Raw genomic sequence first — 16,773 nt, forward strand, 5'->3', positions numbered from 1 at the left:
GGTGAGGCGGGACGCGGCCTCCGGATCGCATGCGAGGGTAGGCTAACCTAACCTCGTGTTGGTCGATAGTCCCCCAGAACAGCGCGCGGAAACCGCCCCCGCGCCCCCAACCCGCCGGGCGATACGTGTCCTTGGGCTCTTCGCCTCCGTGGCGCTCCTGGTCCTAGTGGCTCTGGCGAGCATCGCGATCGGCGCGAAATCGCTGCCGTTGGGGGATGTGTGGCACGGCCTGTTCCATGACTCGGGGACGTACGCGGACGTCGTGGTCGGCGACCGGATATCCCGTACGGTCCTCGGGCTGCTCGCCGGTGCCGCCCTCGGCCTGTCCGGCGCGGTCCTCCAGGCGCTCACCCGCAACCCCCTCGCGGACCCCGGCCTGCTCGGCATCAACGCCGGCGCCTCGGCCGCGGTCGTCACCGCCATCACCTACTTCGGTGTGACCTCGCTGAGCGGCTACGTCTGGTTCGCCTTCGCGGGCGCGGCCGTCGTCGGGGCGCTGGTCTGGTTCCTGGGCGGCAGCCGGGGCGCCACCCCCGTACGCCTCGCGCTCGCCGGCACCGCGATCAGCGCCGCGCTCTACGGCTATCTCCAGGCCGTCATGATCATGGACGACGCGGCGCTCTCCAAGATGCGCTTCTGGACGGTCGGTTCACTGGCCTCGGCCACCGGCTCGACGATCACGCAGGTCGCGCCGTTCTTCGTGGTCGGCACGATCGTCGCCCTGCTGCTCGCCCGGCCGCTGAACGCGGTGGCGATGGGCGACGACACCGCTCGCGCCCTCGGCGCCAACCTCAACCGCACCCGGGCGCTCGCCATGCTCTCCGCGACCGTGCTGTGCGGCGCGGCGACCGCAGCCTGCGGCCCGATCGTGTTCGTCGGCCTGATGGTGCCGCACGTGGTCCGCTCGTTCACCGGCCCCGACCTGCGCTGGATCCTGCCGTACGCCACGATCCTGTCGCCCGTGCTGCTGCTCGGGGCCGACGTCCTGGGCCGGCTGATCGCGCGGCCCGCGGAGCTTCAGGTCGGCATCGTCACCGCGATCATCGGCGGCCCGGTCTTCATCTATCTCGTACGACGGCGGAGGACGGCCCAGCTGTGAAGGCCCAACGAATCTCCGCCGCCCGTGTTCCCGCCCTCCGTACGCGGGCCGTACGGACCGGCGGCGGTCTCTCCCTCCGCTTCGACCCCCGTGCCGTCACGGTCGTCGTCCTGCTCCTGGTGTGCGCGCTCGCCGCGAGTGTCGTGCTGATCGGTACCGGGGACTTCCCGATCCCGGCCGGTGACGTCCTCAAGACGCTGTTCGGGGGCGGTGACGCGGGGCAGGAGTTCATCGTCAACGAGCTGCGGCTGCCGCGCGTCCTCGTCGGGCTGCTGGTCGGGGCCTCGCTCGGGCTCGGCGGTGCGCTGTTCCAGTCCATCTCCCGCAATCCGCTGGGCAGTCCGGACGTCCTCGGCCTCTCGCAGGGGTCGACGGCCGGGGCGCTCGTCATGATCGTGCTGTTCTCCGGCAGCGCGACCGCCGTCACCCTCGGGGCGCTCGTCGGCGGTCTGGTGACCGGGATCGCGATCTATCTGCTCGCCTGGAAGCAGGGGGTGCACGGATACCGGCTCGTCCTGGTCGGCATCGGCGTCTCCGCCGTAGTCACAGCGGTCAACGGCTATCTCATCACCAAGGCCGACCTCGTAGACGCGGCCCGCGCGGTCGTCTGGATGACGGGCTCCCTCAACGGCCGTGACTGGACCCAGGTCTGGCCCCTGCTCGGGCTCTGCGCCGTCCTGCTGCCGCTGGTCCTCGCCAACGCGCGCGGGCTGCGGATGATGGAGATGGGCGACGACGTGTCGTACGCCCTCGGGGTCCGCGTCGAGCGCGTACGGCTGCTGCTGATGGTGGCCGCCGTGCTGCTCACCTCGGCCGCGACCGCCGCCGCCGGACCCGTCGGCTTCGTGGCCCTCACGGCACCGCAGCTCGCCCGGCGCCTGACCCGCTCGCCGGGTCCGAACCTGGTGCCCTCGCTGTGCATGGGCGCCACCCTGCTGGTCACCGCAGACTGGGCCTCCCAACGGGCGTTCGGCGCCGACCAGTTGCCCGTGGGCGTGGTCACCGGAGTCCTCGGCGGGGTCTACCTGCTGTGGCTCCTGGTCACCGAGCGCAAGGCGGGCCGGATATGAGCGACCAGAGCAACCAGAACGACCAGAGCGGCCTCAGCAGCGGGCTGAACAATCCAAGGAGCACCGTGAACCGCCTGTCCGCCGAGAACGTCACCCTCGCCTACGACCAGCGCGTCATCGCACGCGAGTTGTCCGTGGAGATACCCGACAACTCCTTCACGGTGATCGTCGGCCCGAACGCGTGCGGCAAGTCCACGCTGCTGCGCGCCCTGTCGCGGATGCTGAAGCCGAACGAGGGCCGGGTGCTGCTCGACGGGCAGGTCATCCAGTCGATGCCGGCGAAGAAGGTCGCCCGCACCCTGGGCCTGCTCCCGCAGTCGTCCATCGCGCCCGACGGCATCACCGTCGGCGACCTCGTCGGCCGCGGCCGGTACCCGCACCAGGGCATCCTGCGCCAGTGGTCCAGCGAGGACGAGCGGGTCGTACAGGAGTCGATGGCGCAGACCGGTGTCGCCGAGCTGGCCGACCGCTATGTCGACGAACTGTCCGGCGGGCAGCGGCAGCGCGTGTGGATCGCGATGGCGCTGGCCCAGCAGACACCCCTGCTGCTGCTCGACGAGCCGACCACCTACCTGGACATCCAGCACCAGATCGACGTCCTCGACCTCTGTGCCGAACTGCACGAGGAGCAGGGCCGCACGCTGGTCGCGGTGCTGCACGACCTCAACCATGCCGCCCGGTACGCCACCCACCTCATCGCGCTGCGGGAGGGCGCGGTCATCGCGCAGGGCGCGCCGGGCGACATCGTCACGGCCGAACTGGTCGAGGAGGTCTTCGGGCTGCGCTGCCAGGTCATCGACGACCCGGAGACGGGGACGCCGCTGGTGGTGCCGGCGGCGCGCAAGGCACGCGCGCGTACCGACCTCGACAAAGTGGCCGCTGCGGAAGCCTCCTGAGACGGCCTTCCGAGGTCGCTACAGAAGCTTCCTGAGGCGGAACAGGTCGAACACGTTGGCCTCCAGCTTCACCCGGCCCGAGCCCCAGGCCTTCGCGAAGTTCAGGCCGCCGTCGACCATGGCCACCAGGTCGTCGCCGGCCATGGTCAGCCTGATCTGAGCCTTCTCCGCCGGAAGGCCCTGCACGGTCTCGTCCACCACGATCCGGCCGCCGGTGAGCCGGCCCACGAACGTGACGTCGAGGTCGGTGATCCGGCAGCTGACCGAACGGTCCATGGCCGCGGCGGCGCGGACATTCCCATCGGCCTTCTGCATGTTGTCCGAGAGCTTCTCGAGTGCGACGCGGCACTCTTCGATCGTTGCCATCGTGATCGACGGTACCCCAGGCCTTCGGGGTAGCGTCTGGGCATGAGCGACTCATTGCCCGAGGCCGAGGTCGGGGCCGTACCCGAGGGTGTTCCGGAGGCCGTTCCGGAGGCGGAGCCCGCGTACGACCCCGCCGCCCCCGCGCCCCTGAACGTGGACCGCGCCCCGAGCGGCAACGCCGACGTCGACGCCCAGCTCTGGCGGCTGGCCGACACCGACCACCTCGCCACGGACGGGCATGTCGAGGTGTACGAGGATGTACACCGGGGGCTGCGCGACGCGCTCACCGCGCTCGACGCCCGCCCGGGACCTCCGGCGCCCCCATCGCCGTACGGCACTAGGAGCTGAACCGAACGTGGCAGGAGTGGCACGCCGACGTCTCGACGCCGAGCTGGTCCGACGGAAGCTCGCGCGGTCGCGGGAGCACGCGAGCCAGTTGATCGCCGCCGGCCGGGTCACCGTGGGCAAGACCGTCGCGACCAAGCCCGCCACCCAGGTGGAGACGGCGGCGGCCATCGTCGTCGTCCAGGACGACGGCGACCCCGACTACGTCTCCCGGGGCGGCCACAAGCTCGCGGGCGCGCTGGAGGTCTTCGTACCGCGGGGGCTCGTCGTCGAGGGACGGCGGGCGCTGGACGCCGGCGCGTCCACCGGGGGCTTCACCGATGTGCTGCTGCGCGCGGGCGCCACGCAGGTCGTGGCGGTCGACGTCGGGTACGGACAACTCGCGTGGTCTCTTCAGAGCGATGAACGCGTCACCGTCAAGGACCGTACGAACGTACGCGAGTTGACGCTTGAAGCGATCGATGGGGAGCCTGTGGATCTAGTCGTGGGGGATCTGTCCTTCATCCCGCTCGGGCTGGTGCTGCCCGCCCTGGCGCGGTGCACGAAGCCGGACGCGGACCTGGTGATGATGGTCAAGCCGCAGTTCGAGGTGGGGAAGGAACGGCTGGGGAGCGGCGGTGTCGTACGCAGCCCGGAACTGAGGGCCGAGGCCGTACGCGGTGTCGCCCGGCGGGCCGCGGAACTGGGGCTCGGGGTGGAGGGCGTCACCGCCAGCCCGCTGCCCGGGCCCTCCGGGAATGTCGAGTACTTTCTGTGGCTGCGGGCCGGCGCACCCGAACTGGACCCGGCCGATGTTGACCGTGCAGTGGCGGAGGGGCCGCGTTGACACAGAACCGAGCTCGTACTGTTTTCCTGCTCGCGCACACGGGGCGCCCTGCGGCGATCCGGAGTGCCGAACTGGTCGTGAAGGGGCTGCTCCAGTCCGGTATCGGAGTGCGCGTCCTGGAGTACGAGGCACGCGACCTGCCGCTCCCGGACGAGGTGGAGACGGTCACCGAGGCCACCCCGCAGTGCCTTGAGGGCTGCGAGCTGCTCATCGTCCTCGGCGGCGACGGCACGCTGCTGCGCGGCGCGGAGTTCGCGCGGGCGTCCGGGGTGCCGATGCTCGGCGTCAACCTCGGCAGCGTGGGGTTCCTCGCGGAGGCCGAGCGGGACGATCTCGACAAGGTCGTGGACCGGGTGGTCACCCGGGCGTACGAGGTCGAGGAGCGGATGACCGTCGATGTCGTCGTGCACAAGAACGGGAACATCGTGCACACGGACTGGGCGCTGAACGAGGCGGCGGTGCAGAAGGCCGGCGCCGAGAAGCTGCTTGAGGTCGTGCTGGAGATTGATGGGCGCCCGGTGACGGGGTTCGGGTGCGATGGGATTGTTTGTGCGACGCCCACCGGGTCTACGGCGTACGCCTTCTCTGCCGGTGGGCCTGTGGTGTGGCCCGAAGTCGAGGCGTTGTTGATGGTGCCGATCAGTGCGCACGCGCTGTTCGCGAAGCCGTTGGTGACCTCGCCGGATTCCGTGCTTGCCGTTGAGGTGTTGCCGCACATCCCCCCGGGGGTTTTGTGGTGTGACGGGCGGCGGACTGTTGAGTTGCCTGCCGGGGCCCGGGTTGAGGTTCGGCGGGGGGCTGTGCCTGTGCGGTTGGCTCGGCTGCACCATGCGTCGTTCACGGATCGGCTTGTTGCGAAGTTCGCTCTGCCTGTTTCGGGGTGGCGGGGGGCTCCTCATTAGCTGCGGCTGAGTGGGGGTTGAGCGCGCAGTTCCCCGCGCCCCTTCGGGGCGCTTCCCTCGCGTGGGTGACAGGGTGCCTCGCGCTTCTCCCGCCCTACCTCGTAAGGTCTTCACCGTGCTGGAAGAGATGCGGATACGGTCGCTCGGAGTCATCGACGACGCTGTTGTCGAGTTGTCGCCGGGGTTCACCGCTGTCACGGGTGAGACCGGTGCGGGCAAGACCATGGTCGTCACCAGTCTCGGGCTGTTGCTCGGGGGGCGGGCGGACCCGGCGCTGGTGCGGATCGGGGCGAAGAACGCGGTCGTGGAGGGGCGGATCTCCGTGCCTCCGGGCGCCGCTGCCATCCTGCGGGCCGAGGAGGCCGGTGCCGAGCTCGACGACGGGACGCTGCTCATCAGCCGTACCGTTTCCGCCGAAGGGCGGTCCCGGGCGCACCTGGGCGGGCGTTCCGTGCCGGTGGGGTTGTTGGCGGAGCTGGCCGACGACCTTGTCGCCGTGCACGGGCAGACCGACCAGCAGGGGCTGTTGAAGCAGTCCCGGCAGCGGCAGGCGCTCGACCGGTACGCCGGGGACGCCGTCACCGGGCCGCTGACCAAGTACGCGGAGGCGTACCGGCGGCTGCGTGCCGTCGTCGTCGAGCTGGACGAGATCACCACGCGCGCGCGTGAACGGGCCCAGGAAGCCGACATGTTGCGCTACGGCCTCGACGAGATCGCGGGCGTCGAGCCGCGTCCCGGTGAGGACGTCGAACTCGCCGCCGAGGCCGAACGGCTCGGTCACGCCGAGGCGTTGGCGTCCGCCGCTACGGCCGCGCACGCCGCGCTCGCCGGCAACCCCGAGGACCCCGAGGGCATCGACGCGGCAACCCTCGTCGCGGGTGCGCAGCGGGCCCTGGAGGCCGTACGCTCGCACGACTCCGAACTGGCCTCGCTCACCGACCGGATCGGTGAGATCGGCATCCTTCTGGGCGATGTGGCAGGGGAGTTGGCGGGCTACGCCGACGACCTGGACGCCGATCCGCTGCGGCTGGCCGCAGTTGAGGAGCGCCGGGCCGCCCTGAACGCGCTCACCCGGAAGTACGGCGCGGACGTCACCGCCGTGCTCGCGTACGCCGAGCAGGGTGCCTCGCGGCTGACCGAACTCGACGGCGACGACGAGCGCATCGACGAACTGACCGCCGAGCGGGACGCGCTGCGGGGTGAACTGGGCGGCCTTGCCCAGGCGTTGACCGACGCGCGGACGGAGGCCGCCGAGCGCTTCGCAGCGGCGGTGACTGCGGAACTGGCTTCCCTCGCGATGCCGCACGCGCGCGTGTCGTTCGAGATCCGCCAGACCGAGGACCCGGAGGGCGTCGAGGTCGGGGGCCGTGCGGTCGCCTACGGCCCCTCGGGCGTCGACGAGGTCGAACTGCTCCTCGCCCCGCACCCGGGCGCTCCGCCGCGGTCCATCGCAAAGGGCGCGTCCGGCGGTGAGTTGTCACGCGTGATGCTCGCCGTGGAGGTCGTGTTCGCGGGGACCGATCCCGTGCCGACCTACCTCTTCGACGAGGTCGACGCCGGCGTCGGCGGCAAGGCGGCGGTCGAGATCGGACGCCGGCTCGCCAAGCTCGCCAAGACCGCGCAGGTCGTCGTCGTCACCCACCTGCCTCAAGTCGCCGCCTTCGCCGACCGGCAGTTGCTCGTCGAGAAGACCAACGACGGCTCCGTCACCCGCTCCGGCGTGAAGGTCCTCGAAGGCGAGGACCGCGTACGGGAGTTGTCCCGGATGCTGGCCGGCCAGGAGGACTCGGAGACGGCGCGGGCGCATGCGGAGGAGCTGCTGGCGACGGCGCGGGCGGACGGGTAGCGGGGCGCGCTGCGAGGGGGTGCCGGTACGCGCTTCGGTGTGAGGGTTCTCCAAGGCGAGGACCGCGTACGGGAGTTGTTCCGGATGCTGGCCGGCCAGGAGGACTCGGAGACGGCGCGGGCGCATGCGGAGGAGCTGCTGGCGACGGCGCGGGCGGACGGGTAGCGCGGGCTCCGCGTACGGTGGCCGGATGACCGTACGCACGTCTCGCACCGCCTCCCTGGCTCTCGCCGCAGGCGTCACCCGCTCGACCCTGGTCGCCTTGCGTGCCAAGGGACTTGGCGGTGGCTGGGAGCGTAAGAACCATGCCGGCCGGACCGTCGACCTGTACGCGGCCCCGGCCACCGTCGCCGGAGCAGCCCTCGCCGCCGCGCGCGTGCGCCCGGCCGCCGGGTTCGCGGTTCTCGCGGCCGGTGTGTGTGGTGGTTACGACGATGTCGTCGGCGCGGGTGACCCACGGAGTGGTTTTCGGGCGCACCTTTCAGCCCTCCGGGACGGTGAAGTCACCAGCGGGGCAGTCAAGTTGTTCGGCATCTCGGCTGCTGGGCTCGTTGCCGGGGCGCTGCTCAAGGAGCGGCCCCTCGACAAGGTGCTCGCGGGGGTCGTGATCGCCGGGGCCGCTCATTTCGTCAACCTCGTGGATCTGCGCCCCGGTCGGGCCGCCGGCACCGTACTCGCCCTCGCCGCACCGGGGTTGCTGCGCCGGGGGCCCGGCGCGGAACTGGCCGCCGCCACGATCGGCGCCGCCGGTGCGGTGCTCCCGGACGACCTCGGCGAGCGGACGATGCTCGGTGACGCGGGGGCGCACGCCCTGGGCGCGGTGCTCGGCGCGGCTGTCGTTGCCGGCAACGGGCGGGCGGGGCTGGTGGCGCATGCCGCCGCTGTGGTGGCCGCGGCGGTCTACGGAGACCGGGTGAGCGCGCTGGCGCGGGCGCTGTGAGAGGGGGGAGGAGGCGGTGAGGTGAGCTGTCGGTGAGTGAGTGAGTCGGTGGGTGTCGGGCTTGGGCGGTTCGTGAGCGTGCCCTCTCGGGCGGGGTGGGCTTGGGAGTCTCGGGCGGGGCGGGCTTCGGTGCTTTGTCAGCGTGCCCCTCGGACACGGCCCGCTCCACCTCCCCCGACGTGGTCGAGCGGCTGCCGCCCCTCCGACCTGAGCGAGGCTCCCCGGACCGGCGCGAGCCCCCGTGCCTCCACAAGCCCCGGCCCGACCTCACCAACCCCACCCGGCCCCGCCTACCACAGAACCCCCCGCCCCCTCACTCGTACGGGTGATCCCCGCACCCCTGTTGCCCTTCCGCACAGCCCCCACACCTCCCGGCGTTGCCGGAACACCCGTACGTGCTGGCATCCTTGAGACGGAACGCGTAGGAAGCGTGCGGTACACCCCCTCCGCCCGATCCTTCTGTACTTTTCTTCGTGACCGCCCGTCGCCGAACCAGGAGCCCCGGCCACGTGACCCCCGTGAGCAGCCACTCACCGCACGGCCAGTCGCCGCTGCGCACCGTGCAGGTGCTCGGCGGAGGCAACGCCACCAGCAGCGCGCATGTGCGCTCCCTGGCCTCCGGGCTCGTCGCGCGGGGCGTGCGGGTGACGGTGTGCGCCCCCGTCGAGGCCGATCACACCTACGACTTCACGGGCGCCGGCGCCGAACACGTGCACGTGCCGCGCAGTAGCGACCCCGCGTCCGTCGCCGCGCTGCGGGCGGCCTGCGCGGACGCCGACCTGGTGCACGCGCACGGGCTGCACGCCTCCTTCCGCGCCGTCCTCGCCCTCAGCGGCCGCCGCACCCCGCTCGTCGTGACATGGCACAACCGCGCCCATGCCGAAGGGGCGCGGGCCCACCTGCTGCGGCTGCTGGAGCGCCGGGTCGTGAAGGCCGCCGTCGTCGTCCTCGGGACCACGTCCGATCTGGTCGACCGGGCCCGGCGGACCGGCGCCCGGGACGCCCGCCTCGCCGCCGTAGCGCTGCAGGGGCCGCGCCGGACCGCCGTGGACCACGAGGACCCCGACCGGCTGAGCCCCAAGCTCCGGGCCGAACTCGGCGCCACGGCCCGCCCGTTGCTCGTCGCCGTCGGCTCCCTCGACCGGCAGCGGGGCTACGACACGCTCCTGGACGCCTCACGTGGCTGGTGCCGTCTCGATCCGGCGCCGCTGCTCGTGATCGCGGGGGAGGGGCCGCTGCGGGGCGAGTTGCAGCGCCGCATCGAGGACGAGGAGCTGCCGGTGCGGCTCATCGGGCGGCGCGACGACGTGAGCGAACTGCTCGGCGCCGCCGATCTCGCACTCCTGCCCAGCAGTTGGGAGTCCCGCTCGGTGATCGCCCAGGAAGCCCTGCACGCCCGCGTGCCGCTCGTCGCGACCGCCGTCGGCGGCATCCCCGAACTCGTCGGCGACGCCGCCGAACTCGTGCCCTACGGCGACGCCAAGGCCCTCGCCGACGCCGTCACCGGACTGCTGCGCGACCCCGAACGCCGGGAGCTGCTGCGGGAGAAGGGCGCCCGGCAGGCGGCCACCTGGCCCACCGAGGACGAGACCGTCGCCCAAGTGCTGAGCGTCTACGACGAGTTGACCCAGCCCATGCCGCTGACCTGAGAACAGCCCCTATGGCACCAGCCTGCGGGCCCTCAGCGCCAGGCTCAACGCCAGTACCGTCTGCGGGTCTTCGAGGTCCGTGCCGAGCAACTCCCCGATGCGGGCGAGCCTGTTGTAGAGGGTCTGCCGGTTGAGGTGCAGCTCGCGGGCCGTCTCCGCCTTGCGGCCCGCGTGGGCCAAGTACGTTTCCAGGGTGGGCAGTAGGGGCGGCTTGGAGCGGTTGTCGTGGTCGCGGAGCGGGCCGATCGCGCGGTCCACGAAGGCCGCCAGGTCCGGGTGGTCGCGCAGGCGCCACAGCAGCAGCTCGATGTCGAGGCGCCGGGCGTCGTACCAGGGGCGGTCGGACAGGCCCTGTGCCGCCGTCGCCGTCTCGGCCGCGTGTCGCAGGCCCGCCGACGCGGCAGCCCAGCCACCGGCCACGCCGACGACCACGATCGGCGGCTGCGCGCCCGGGCGTTGCATCCCGGCCCGCTCGACTCCCGCGCGCAGCGCCGCCGCTACTCGATCCGCGACCGCCGACCGCTCCGACTCCGAGCGCAGGCCGAGGAGGAGCGGGACGCGGCCCTCGACCGGTCGTACGCCCAGCAGGACCGGGACGCCCACGGAGGCCAGTTCCTCGGCGACCGCGCGGGCCAGGACCGCCCAGCCGCCGCCGGGTGCGGCCAGCGCGTCGCCCAGCCGCATCACCACGGGCAGCAGCGGGCTCGTGCCGGGCTTGAAGCCCAGCACCCGGGCCTGTGCCGGGGCGTCCTCGGCGGCGATGCGGCCCTCGGCGAGGTCGGTGAGGAAGTCGCCGCGTCCGCGTGCCGCCAGCTCCTCCTCCTGGCGGGCCTGCATCAGGACCACGGCGAGGATGTCGGCGGCCCGTTCGGCGGCGATGCGGTGCACGGGGGCGAGGGGAGCGCGGACCGGGAGGAGGACGATCCGCGCCCGCACCGAACCCGTACCGGGACCGCCACCGGGCACCTCCACGATCACCGAACCGGCGGGTGGCGAGGCGTCCTTGTGCTGTCCGCGCAGCCCCTCCCACACCTGGAGCGGGTCGGCGCCCTCGGGGCCCGACCCCGCCGCGTAGAGGAGTTGGCCGTCCGGGGTCTCCAGGAAGACCGGGTTGCCGCTGAAGTCGGCCAGGATGCCCAGGACTTGGGGGATTCCACCGCCGCCGAGCAAGGCCTCCGTACAGCGGCGGTGGACCTCCTCGGCCTGCTGGAGCAGCGCGTAGTGGCCGTTGACGATCTCGGTGTGGATCTCCTCGGTGACCGCCACGAACGGCACCTCGCGGTGCAGCTGGACGAGCGGGAGGCCGGTCGCGCGGGCCGTCTCGACCAGGGTGGCGGGGAGACGGTCGAAGCGCGGGCCGAGTTCCACGACCAGGGCCGCGATGCCCCGCTCGGCGAGGGTGCGGACGAACGCGCGCTGCTCCGCCGGGCGCGTACCGAGGCCGTAGCCCGTGGTCAGGAGGAGTTCGCCGCCCTTGAGGAGGGAGGCGATGTTCGGGACCTCGCCCGCGTGCACCCAGCGCACGGTCCGCTGGAGCCGGTCGGCGCCCGCCAGGATCTCCGGCAGCCCGCTGCGCAGCCCGGGCAGCTCCAGCGCCCGCTGAACGGTGATGCCGGCGCCCTGGCTGTCGAATGTGCTGTCCGTGCGGCTGTCCATGCAGCGGACGGTACCTGCGGGAACGCCCCGGGCACATCTCGGGCCCGGGGCGTGTGCTCGGCGGCGTGCACTTCCGCTGCCGCGGCTGGAGGCCGCGGCGGTGTGTCAGCTCTGTGCGGTGTCGTCGTCCGCCTGCTCGGCGCCCTCGGCCGCGCGTGCCTTCTCGCGCATCTTGCGCACCAGCTCCGCCTTCTGGTCGGCCGCGCCCTGGCGGTCGAGGTTGCGGTGCGGACCGTGGTTCTGCCGTTCTTCGCGGGACTGCTTCTTGCGCTTGCCGCCGCCCATGCCCACGGGGTTGTTGATGTTCTTGCTCACGGTCACGGGTTCTCCCGGTAGTGATGTGGAGTGATCTACGGATTCATCGGAAGAACACGACAAGGACGTTACCCGCTTCCGTCGGCCCCGCGCACCAGCCTGTTCGCCCCCGCGGGCGTTGTGCCCGGCCACGCGCCCCGCTCGGACAGGTGGAGAACGAGGGCGGCGATGTTCCAGGCATCGTCCTCGCCGCGGTGGTGCCGGCTTTCGAGTCGCAGTCCGGCGATCTCCAGGGCCTGTGCCATGCCGGGGCGTTTGCGCAGGCCGTACGCCTCGGTGAAGGCCGCTTTGGCGTTGGTGTGGTGCCGGCCGAAGGGGTAGGGCGTCCGGGTGTGCCGGCACTGCCGGGTGAACTGGTTGCGGTCGTAGTCGCCCCAGCTGACCCAAGGGCGGGACCCGGCGTGGTGTTCGGCCGCCAGCAGTCGGCACGCCTCGGCGAAGCCGACCCCGCCGTCCACCTCGTGCTGCGTGAGGCCGGTCAGCTCCGTGCAGAACTCGCTGACCGTGGACCGGGTGGGACGCACCAGGATCCGATGCCGGGCGAGGCGCTCCGCGCCGGCCAGGTCGACGACGGTCAGCCCGATCTCGATGATCTCGCTGACCGCGCCCGGCGGTTGGCCGCGATCCCAGCAGGTGGCCTCGACATCCACGACGTTCAGGAGCCGCCCGGCCCCGGTGCTGTCCATGCTGTCCATGGCGGGAAGGGTAGGGACGAGTGGCGGCCGGAGCACCTGGATTTTCCTGCTGCGCGGCGGATACGGCGGTGCCGCTACCCCGGGCACCTCTCGGGCCCGGGGCGTGCGCTCGGCGGACGTCAGCCGCCGTAGGCCCCCGAAGCCGTCAGGCGTAGGGCCGTGTCGATCAGGGGGACGTGGCTGAAGGCCTGCGGGAAGTTGCCGACCTGGCGTTGCAGGCGCGGGTCCCACTCCTCGGCGAGGAGGCCCAGGTCGTTGCGGAGCGACAGGAGCTTCTCGAAGAGCTTGCGGGCCTCGTCCACGCGGCCGATCATCGCGAGGTCGTCCGCCATCCAGAACGAGCAGGCGAGGAACGCGCCCTCGTCGCCGGGGAGGCCGTCGACGCCCTCGTCCGTACCCGAGGTGGGGTAGCGGAGGATGAAGCCGTCCGGGGTGGACAGCTCGCGCTGGATCGCCTCGATGGTGCCGATCACGCGCTTGTCGTCCGGGGGCAGGAAGCCCATCTGCGGGATCAGGAGCAGCGAGGCGTCCAGCTCCTTCGAGCCGTACGACTGCGTGAAGGTGTTGCGCTCCTTGTCGTAGCCGCGCTCGCACACGTCCCGGTGGATGTCGTCGCGCAGTTCGCGCCACTTCTCCAGCGGGCCGTCCGCGTCGCCCGACTCGATCAGCTTGATCGTGCGGTCGACCGCGACCCAGGCCATCACCTTCGAGTGCACGAAGTGGCGGCGCGGGCCGCGCACCTCCCAGATGCCCTCGTCGGGCTCGTCCCAGTGCTTCTCCAGGTAGCGGATCAGCTTCAGCTGGAGCAGGGAGGCGTAGTCGTTGCGGGCCAGGCCCGTCATGTGGGCCAGGTGCAGGGCCTCGGTGACCTCGCCGTAGACGTCCAGCTGGAGCTGGTGCGCCGCGCCGTTGCCCACCCGGACCGGGCCCGAGTTCTCGTAGCCCGGCAGCCAGTCCAGCTCCGCCTCGCCGAGCTCGCGCTCGCCGGCGATGCCGTACATGATCTGGAGGTTCTCGGGGTCGCCGGCGACGGCCCGCAGGAGCCACTCGCGCCAGGCGCGGGCCTCCTCGCGGTAGCCGGTGCGCAGGAGTGAGGAGAGGGTGATGGCCGCGTCGCGGAGCCAGGTGTAGCGGTAGTCCCAGTTGCGGACGCCGCCGATCTCCTCCGGGAGGGAGGTGGTGGGCGCGGCGACGATGCCGCCCGTCGGGGCGTAGGTCAGCGCCTTCAGGGTGATCAGGGAGCGGACCACCGCCTCGCGGTACGGGCCGTGGTACGTGCACTGGTCGACCCAGTCGCGCCAGAAGTCCTCGGTGGCCTCCAGCGACTGCTCCGGCTCGGGGAGGGCCGGGGGCTGCTTGTGCGAGGGCTCCCACGAGATGGTGAACGCGATCCGGTCACCCGGCGCGACCGTGAAGTCCGCGTACGTCGTCAGCCGCTTGCCGTAGGTCTCCGCGGATGTGTCGAACCACACGGAGTCGGGGCCCGCGACGGCGACCGTACGGCCCTCGTGCTTGTGGACCCAGGGGACGACCCGGCCGTAGGAGAAACGCATCCGGAGGGCCGAGCGCATCGGGACGCGGCCGGAGATGCCCTCCACGATGCGGATCAGCTGGGGGGCGCCGTCGCGAGGGGGCATGAAATCGGTCACGCGGACCGTGCCTCGCGGGGTGTCCCACTCGGACTCCAGGATCAGCGAGTCGCCGCGGTAGCCGCGCCGGGCAGCCATGGGCGGCGGCGTGTCGGAGGCGTGGGCCGGGCCCAGCCGCCAGAAGCCGTGTTCCTCGGTGCCCAGTAGACCGGCGAAGATGGCATGGGAGTCGAATCGGGGCAGGCAGAGCCAGTCCACCGTGCCGTCCCGGCAGACCAGGGCAGCGGTCTGCATGTCTCCGATGAGTGCGTAATCTTCGATGCGCCCGGCCACGTGCAACTCCAGTCGAACGGCCACGTCGCCCCATGGAAAAGGGGCGGTCGCTGTGTGCGGTCAAGGGATCGTTTGTAGTGCGTCGTTGAGCCATGAAGCAAATGGAGGTCGTTGCTCAACGGACTGACGAGCTCTCGTTGTTCCGGGTGATACGGGCGGGGGTGGTGCCGTGTTCCGGACCGGCTCGGCAGCGAGTGTCCGAGCAGGATACGACGCACGTAGATGATCTGTGTGCCGCTCTCGCCAACGGACCTGGGCCGAACGGGTGAGCACCCGGTGAGAAGCAGGTAACCAGGGCGCGTCTGTGTCGACGTGGACCGCGTGTGTGTCGAGGTGAGCGCGGAGCGTGGCCGGAAGCCATCTCCTCCGGGCGCTGATACCCTGGTAGCCCGTGGACCGGTGGGCAAGAAACCCCCGAACCGCAGCGACGGCGCCTCCAGAAAAACCCGGGTTCACCGGGCGGGCAGCCGCACCGCACCCCAGACCGCGACCACGGGAGCCCCCTCTTGGCCATGCCGCCCGCTGCTTTCCGAAACAGCAACACCACGACGACCAAGCACATCTTCGTCACCGGGGGTGTCGCCTCCTCACTCGGCAAGGGCCTCACCGCCTCCAGCCTCGGCATGCTCCTCAAGGCGCGGGGCCTGCGCGTCGTGATGCAGAAGCTCGACCCGTACCTGAACGTCGACCCCGGCACGATGAACCCCTTCCAGCACGGTGAGGTGTTCGTCACCAACGACGGCGCCGAGACCGACCTCGACATCGGACACTACGAGCGCTTCCTGGACCGCGACTTGGACGGCAGTGCCAATGTCACTACAGGCCAGGTCTACTCGACGGTGATCGCCAAGGAGCGACGCGGCGAGTACCTGGGCGACACCGTGCAGGTCATCCCGCACATCACCAACGAGATCAAGCACCGCATCCGGCGCATGGCGACCGACGAGGTCGACGTCGTCATCACCGAGGTCGGCGGCACGGTCGGCGACATCGAGTCGCTGCCCTTCCTGGAGACGGTCCGCCAGGTCCGCCACGAGGTCGGCCGGGACAACGTGTTCGTGGTGCACATCTCCCTCCTGCCCTACATCGGTCCCTCGGGCGAGTTGAAGACCAAGCCGACCCAGCACTCGGTCGCGGCCCTGCGCAACATCGGCATCCAGCCCGACGCCATCGTGCTGCGCTCCGACCGCGAGGTACCCACCGCGATCAAGCGCAAGATCTCGCTGATGTGCGACGTCGACGAGGCCGCCGTGGTGGCCTGCCCCGACGCCCGCTCGATCTACGACATCCCCAAGACCGTCCACACCGAGGGTCTGGACGCCTATGTCGTCCGCAAGCTGGACCTCCCGTTCCGCGATGTGGACTGGACGACCTGGGACGACCTGCTCGACCGCGTCCACAACCCGCTGCACGAGATCAACCTCGCGCTGGTCGGCAAGTACATCGACCTGCCCGACGCCTACCTCTCGGTCACCGAGGCGCTGCGCGCCGGCGGGTTCGCCAACAAGGCCCGCGTGAAGATCAAGTGGGTCACCTCGGACGACTGCAAGACCCCGGCGGGCGCCGCCAAGCAGCTCGGTGACGTGGACGCGATCTGCATCCCCGGCGGCTTCGGCGACCGCGGCGTGTCCGGCAAGGTCGGCGCCATCCAGTACGCCCGCGAGCACAAGATCCCGCTGCTCGGCCTCTGCCTGGGCCTCCAGTGCATCGTGATCGAGGCCGCGCGCAACCTCGCCGGCATCGCGGACGCCAACTCCACCGAGTTCGACCCGGCCACCGGCCACCCGGTCATCTCCACCATGGCCGAGCAGCTCGACATCGTCGCCGGCGAGGGCGACATGGGCGGCACCATGCGCCTGGGCATGTACCCGGCCAAGCTCGCCGAGGGCTCCATCGTGCGCGAGGTCTACGACGGCAAGGAGTACGTCGAGGAGCGCCACCGCCACCGCTACGAGGTGAACAACGCCTACCGCGCCGAGCTGGAGAAGAAGGCCGGGCTGCAGTTCTCCGGCACGTCCCCGGACGGCAAGCTCGTCGAGTACGTCGAGTACCCGCGCGAGGCGCACCCCTACCTCGTCGCGACCCAGGCCCACCCCGAGCTGCGCTCCCGCCCGACCCGGCCGCACCCGCTCTTCGCGGGCCTGGTCAAGGCGGCCGTGGCACGCAAGACGGGCAAGTAGTACGAGGGTTGTACGGTGACCGGGGTGCGCGCCTTCACAAGGTGCGCGCCCCGGTCTCTTTATGCG

General features: G+C 71.5%; 16 protein-coding genes. 11 read left to right on the plus strand and 5 right to left on the minus strand.

Annotated features, from left to right (window positions below; all coding sequences use genetic code 11):
- The first annotated feature begins 55 nt into the window (after positions 1-55).
- Genes OG714_RS39555 through OG714_RS39565 form a run of 3 tightly spaced genes read left to right on the plus strand, consistent with a single transcriptional unit; the run spans position 56 to position 3,065 of the window.
- Positions 56-1,099 carry a FecCD family ABC transporter permease gene (locus OG714_RS39555; RefSeq protein ID WP_406128344.1) on the plus strand — a complete coding sequence of 348 codons (1,044 nt, stop codon included), beginning with the start codon at positions 56-58 and terminating at the stop codon, positions 1,097-1,099.
- Complete coding sequence (locus OG714_RS39560) at positions 1,096-2,169, plus strand: FecCD family ABC transporter permease (RefSeq protein WP_406128346.1); 1,074 nt, start codon at positions 1,096-1,098, stop codon at positions 2,167-2,169. The genes OG714_RS39555 and OG714_RS39560 overlap by 4 nt, the downstream gene beginning before the upstream one ends.
- On the plus strand, positions 2,166-3,065 hold the full coding sequence (locus tag OG714_RS39565) for an ABC transporter ATP-binding protein (protein ID WP_406128348.1): 900 nt from the start codon (positions 2,166-2,168) through the stop codon (positions 3,063-3,065). The genes OG714_RS39560 and OG714_RS39565 overlap by 4 nt, the downstream gene beginning before the upstream one ends.
- An 18-nt stretch (positions 3,066-3,083) precedes the next feature.
- Here OG714_RS39565 and OG714_RS39570 read toward each other — a convergent pair whose 3' ends face one another.
- Positions 3,084-3,431, minus strand: a complete 348-nt coding sequence (locus tag OG714_RS39570; protein WP_327405100.1) for an SCP2 sterol-binding domain-containing protein — start codon at positions 3,429-3,431, stop codon at positions 3,084-3,086.
- A gap of 42 nt (positions 3,432-3,473) precedes the next feature.
- Between OG714_RS39570 and OG714_RS39575 the strand changes: the two genes are divergently transcribed.
- The 7 genes from OG714_RS39575 to OG714_RS39605 all read left to right on the plus strand — a co-directional run bounded on the left by OG714_RS39575 (position 3,474) and on the right by OG714_RS39605 (position 9,939).
- Complete coding sequence (locus OG714_RS39575; RefSeq protein WP_406128351.1) at positions 3,474-3,779, plus strand: hypothetical protein; 306 nt, start codon at positions 3,474-3,476, stop codon at positions 3,777-3,779.
- A gap of 7 nt (positions 3,780-3,786) precedes the next feature.
- Positions 3,787-4,602, plus strand: coding sequence for a TlyA family RNA methyltransferase (locus tag OG714_RS39580; protein WP_328684212.1), 816 nt, complete (start codon positions 3,787-3,789; stop codon positions 4,600-4,602).
- Entirely contained in the window at positions 4,599-5,504 is a 906-nt protein-coding gene (locus OG714_RS39585; protein ID WP_026179466.1) for an NAD kinase, read from the plus strand. Before OG714_RS39580 ends, OG714_RS39585 begins: the two co-directional genes overlap by 4 nt.
- A gap of 127 nt (positions 5,505-5,631) precedes the next feature.
- A complete protein-coding gene (gene recN / locus OG714_RS39590; RefSeq protein ID WP_406132107.1) occupies positions 5,632-7,350 on the plus strand; it encodes a DNA repair protein RecN in 1,719 nt (572 codons plus the stop codon).
- A gap of 39 nt (positions 7,351-7,389) precedes the next feature.
- Complete coding sequence (locus OG714_RS39595) at positions 7,390-7,515, plus strand: hypothetical protein (RefSeq protein ID WP_406128352.1); 126 nt, start codon at positions 7,390-7,392, stop codon at positions 7,513-7,515.
- 25 nt (positions 7,516-7,540) lie between these two features.
- Positions 7,541-8,290 carry a hypothetical protein gene (locus OG714_RS39600; RefSeq protein WP_406128353.1) on the plus strand — a complete coding sequence of 250 codons (750 nt, stop codon included), beginning with the start codon at positions 7,541-7,543 and terminating at the stop codon, positions 8,288-8,290.
- 509 nt (positions 8,291-8,799) lie between these two features.
- Positions 8,800-9,939 (plus strand): glycosyltransferase family 4 protein, encoded by a 1,140-nt coding sequence (locus OG714_RS39605; RefSeq protein WP_406128354.1) that lies wholly within the window; start codon positions 8,800-8,802, stop codon positions 9,937-9,939.
- A gap of 9 nt (positions 9,940-9,948) precedes the next feature.
- Here the strand turns inward: OG714_RS39605 and OG714_RS39610 are convergent, their stop codons facing one another.
- From OG714_RS39610 to OG714_RS39625, 4 genes are all read right to left on the minus strand, one after another.
- Positions 9,949-11,595, minus strand: coding sequence for a PucR family transcriptional regulator (locus tag OG714_RS39610; protein ID WP_406128355.1), 1,647 nt, complete (start codon positions 11,593-11,595; stop codon positions 9,949-9,951).
- 105 nt (positions 11,596-11,700) lie between these two features.
- Positions 11,701-11,916 (minus strand): DUF6243 family protein, encoded by a 216-nt coding sequence (locus tag OG714_RS39615; protein ID WP_406128357.1) that lies wholly within the window; start codon positions 11,914-11,916, stop codon positions 11,701-11,703.
- 62 nt (positions 11,917-11,978) lie between these two features.
- Positions 11,979-12,596 carry an exonuclease domain-containing protein gene (locus OG714_RS39620; protein ID WP_406132109.1) on the minus strand — a complete coding sequence of 206 codons (618 nt, stop codon included), beginning with the start codon at positions 12,594-12,596 and terminating at the stop codon, positions 11,979-11,981.
- Positions 12,597-12,724: 128 nt separating this feature from the next.
- Complete coding sequence (locus tag OG714_RS39625; protein ID WP_403590609.1) at positions 12,725-14,527, minus strand: glycoside hydrolase family 15 protein; 1,803 nt, start codon at positions 14,525-14,527, stop codon at positions 12,725-12,727.
- Between the two features lie 512 nt (positions 14,528-15,039).
- Between OG714_RS39625 and OG714_RS39630 the strand changes: the two genes are divergently transcribed.
- A complete protein-coding gene (locus OG714_RS39630; protein ID WP_406128358.1) occupies positions 15,040-16,707 on the plus strand; it encodes a CTP synthase in 1,668 nt (555 codons plus the stop codon).
- Positions 16,708-16,773: the final 66 nt, after the last annotated feature.

The sequence above is a fragment of the Streptomyces sp. NBC_00989 genome, assembly GCF_045162655.1.
Taxonomy (GTDB): Bacteria; Actinomycetota; Actinomycetes; order Streptomycetales; family Streptomycetaceae; genus Streptomyces.

What these genes read in the sequence shown, in the direction of transcription:
- OG714_RS39570 (WP_327405100.1), bottom strand. Translation starts at nt 3,431, where the DNA reads ATGGCAACGATCGAAGAGTGCCGCGTCGCACTCGAGAAGCTCTCGGAC.
- OG714_RS39575 (WP_406128351.1), top strand. Translation starts at nt 3,474, where the DNA reads ATGAGCGACTCATTGCCCGAGGCCGAGGTCGGGGCCGTACCCGAGGGT.
- OG714_RS39565 (WP_406128348.1), top strand. Translation starts at nt 2,166, where the DNA reads ATGAGCGACCAGAGCAACCAGAACGACCAGAGCGGCCTCAGCAGCGGG.
- recN (WP_406132107.1), top strand. Translation starts at nt 5,632, where the DNA reads ATGCGGATACGGTCGCTCGGAGTCATCGACGACGCTGTTGTCGAGTTG.
- OG714_RS39610 (WP_406128355.1), bottom strand. Translation starts at nt 11,595, where the DNA reads ATGGACAGCCGCACGGACAGCACATTCGACAGCCAGGGCGCCGGCATC.
- OG714_RS39620 (WP_406132109.1), bottom strand. Translation starts at nt 12,596, where the DNA reads ATGGACAGCACCGGGGCCGGGCGGCTCCTGAACGTCGTGGATGTCGAG.
- OG714_RS39630 (WP_406128358.1), top strand. Translation starts at nt 15,040, where the DNA reads ATGCCGCCCGCTGCTTTCCGAAACAGCAACACCACGACGACCAAGCAC.
- OG714_RS39600 (WP_406128353.1), top strand. Translation starts at nt 7,541, where the DNA reads ATGACCGTACGCACGTCTCGCACCGCCTCCCTGGCTCTCGCCGCAGGC.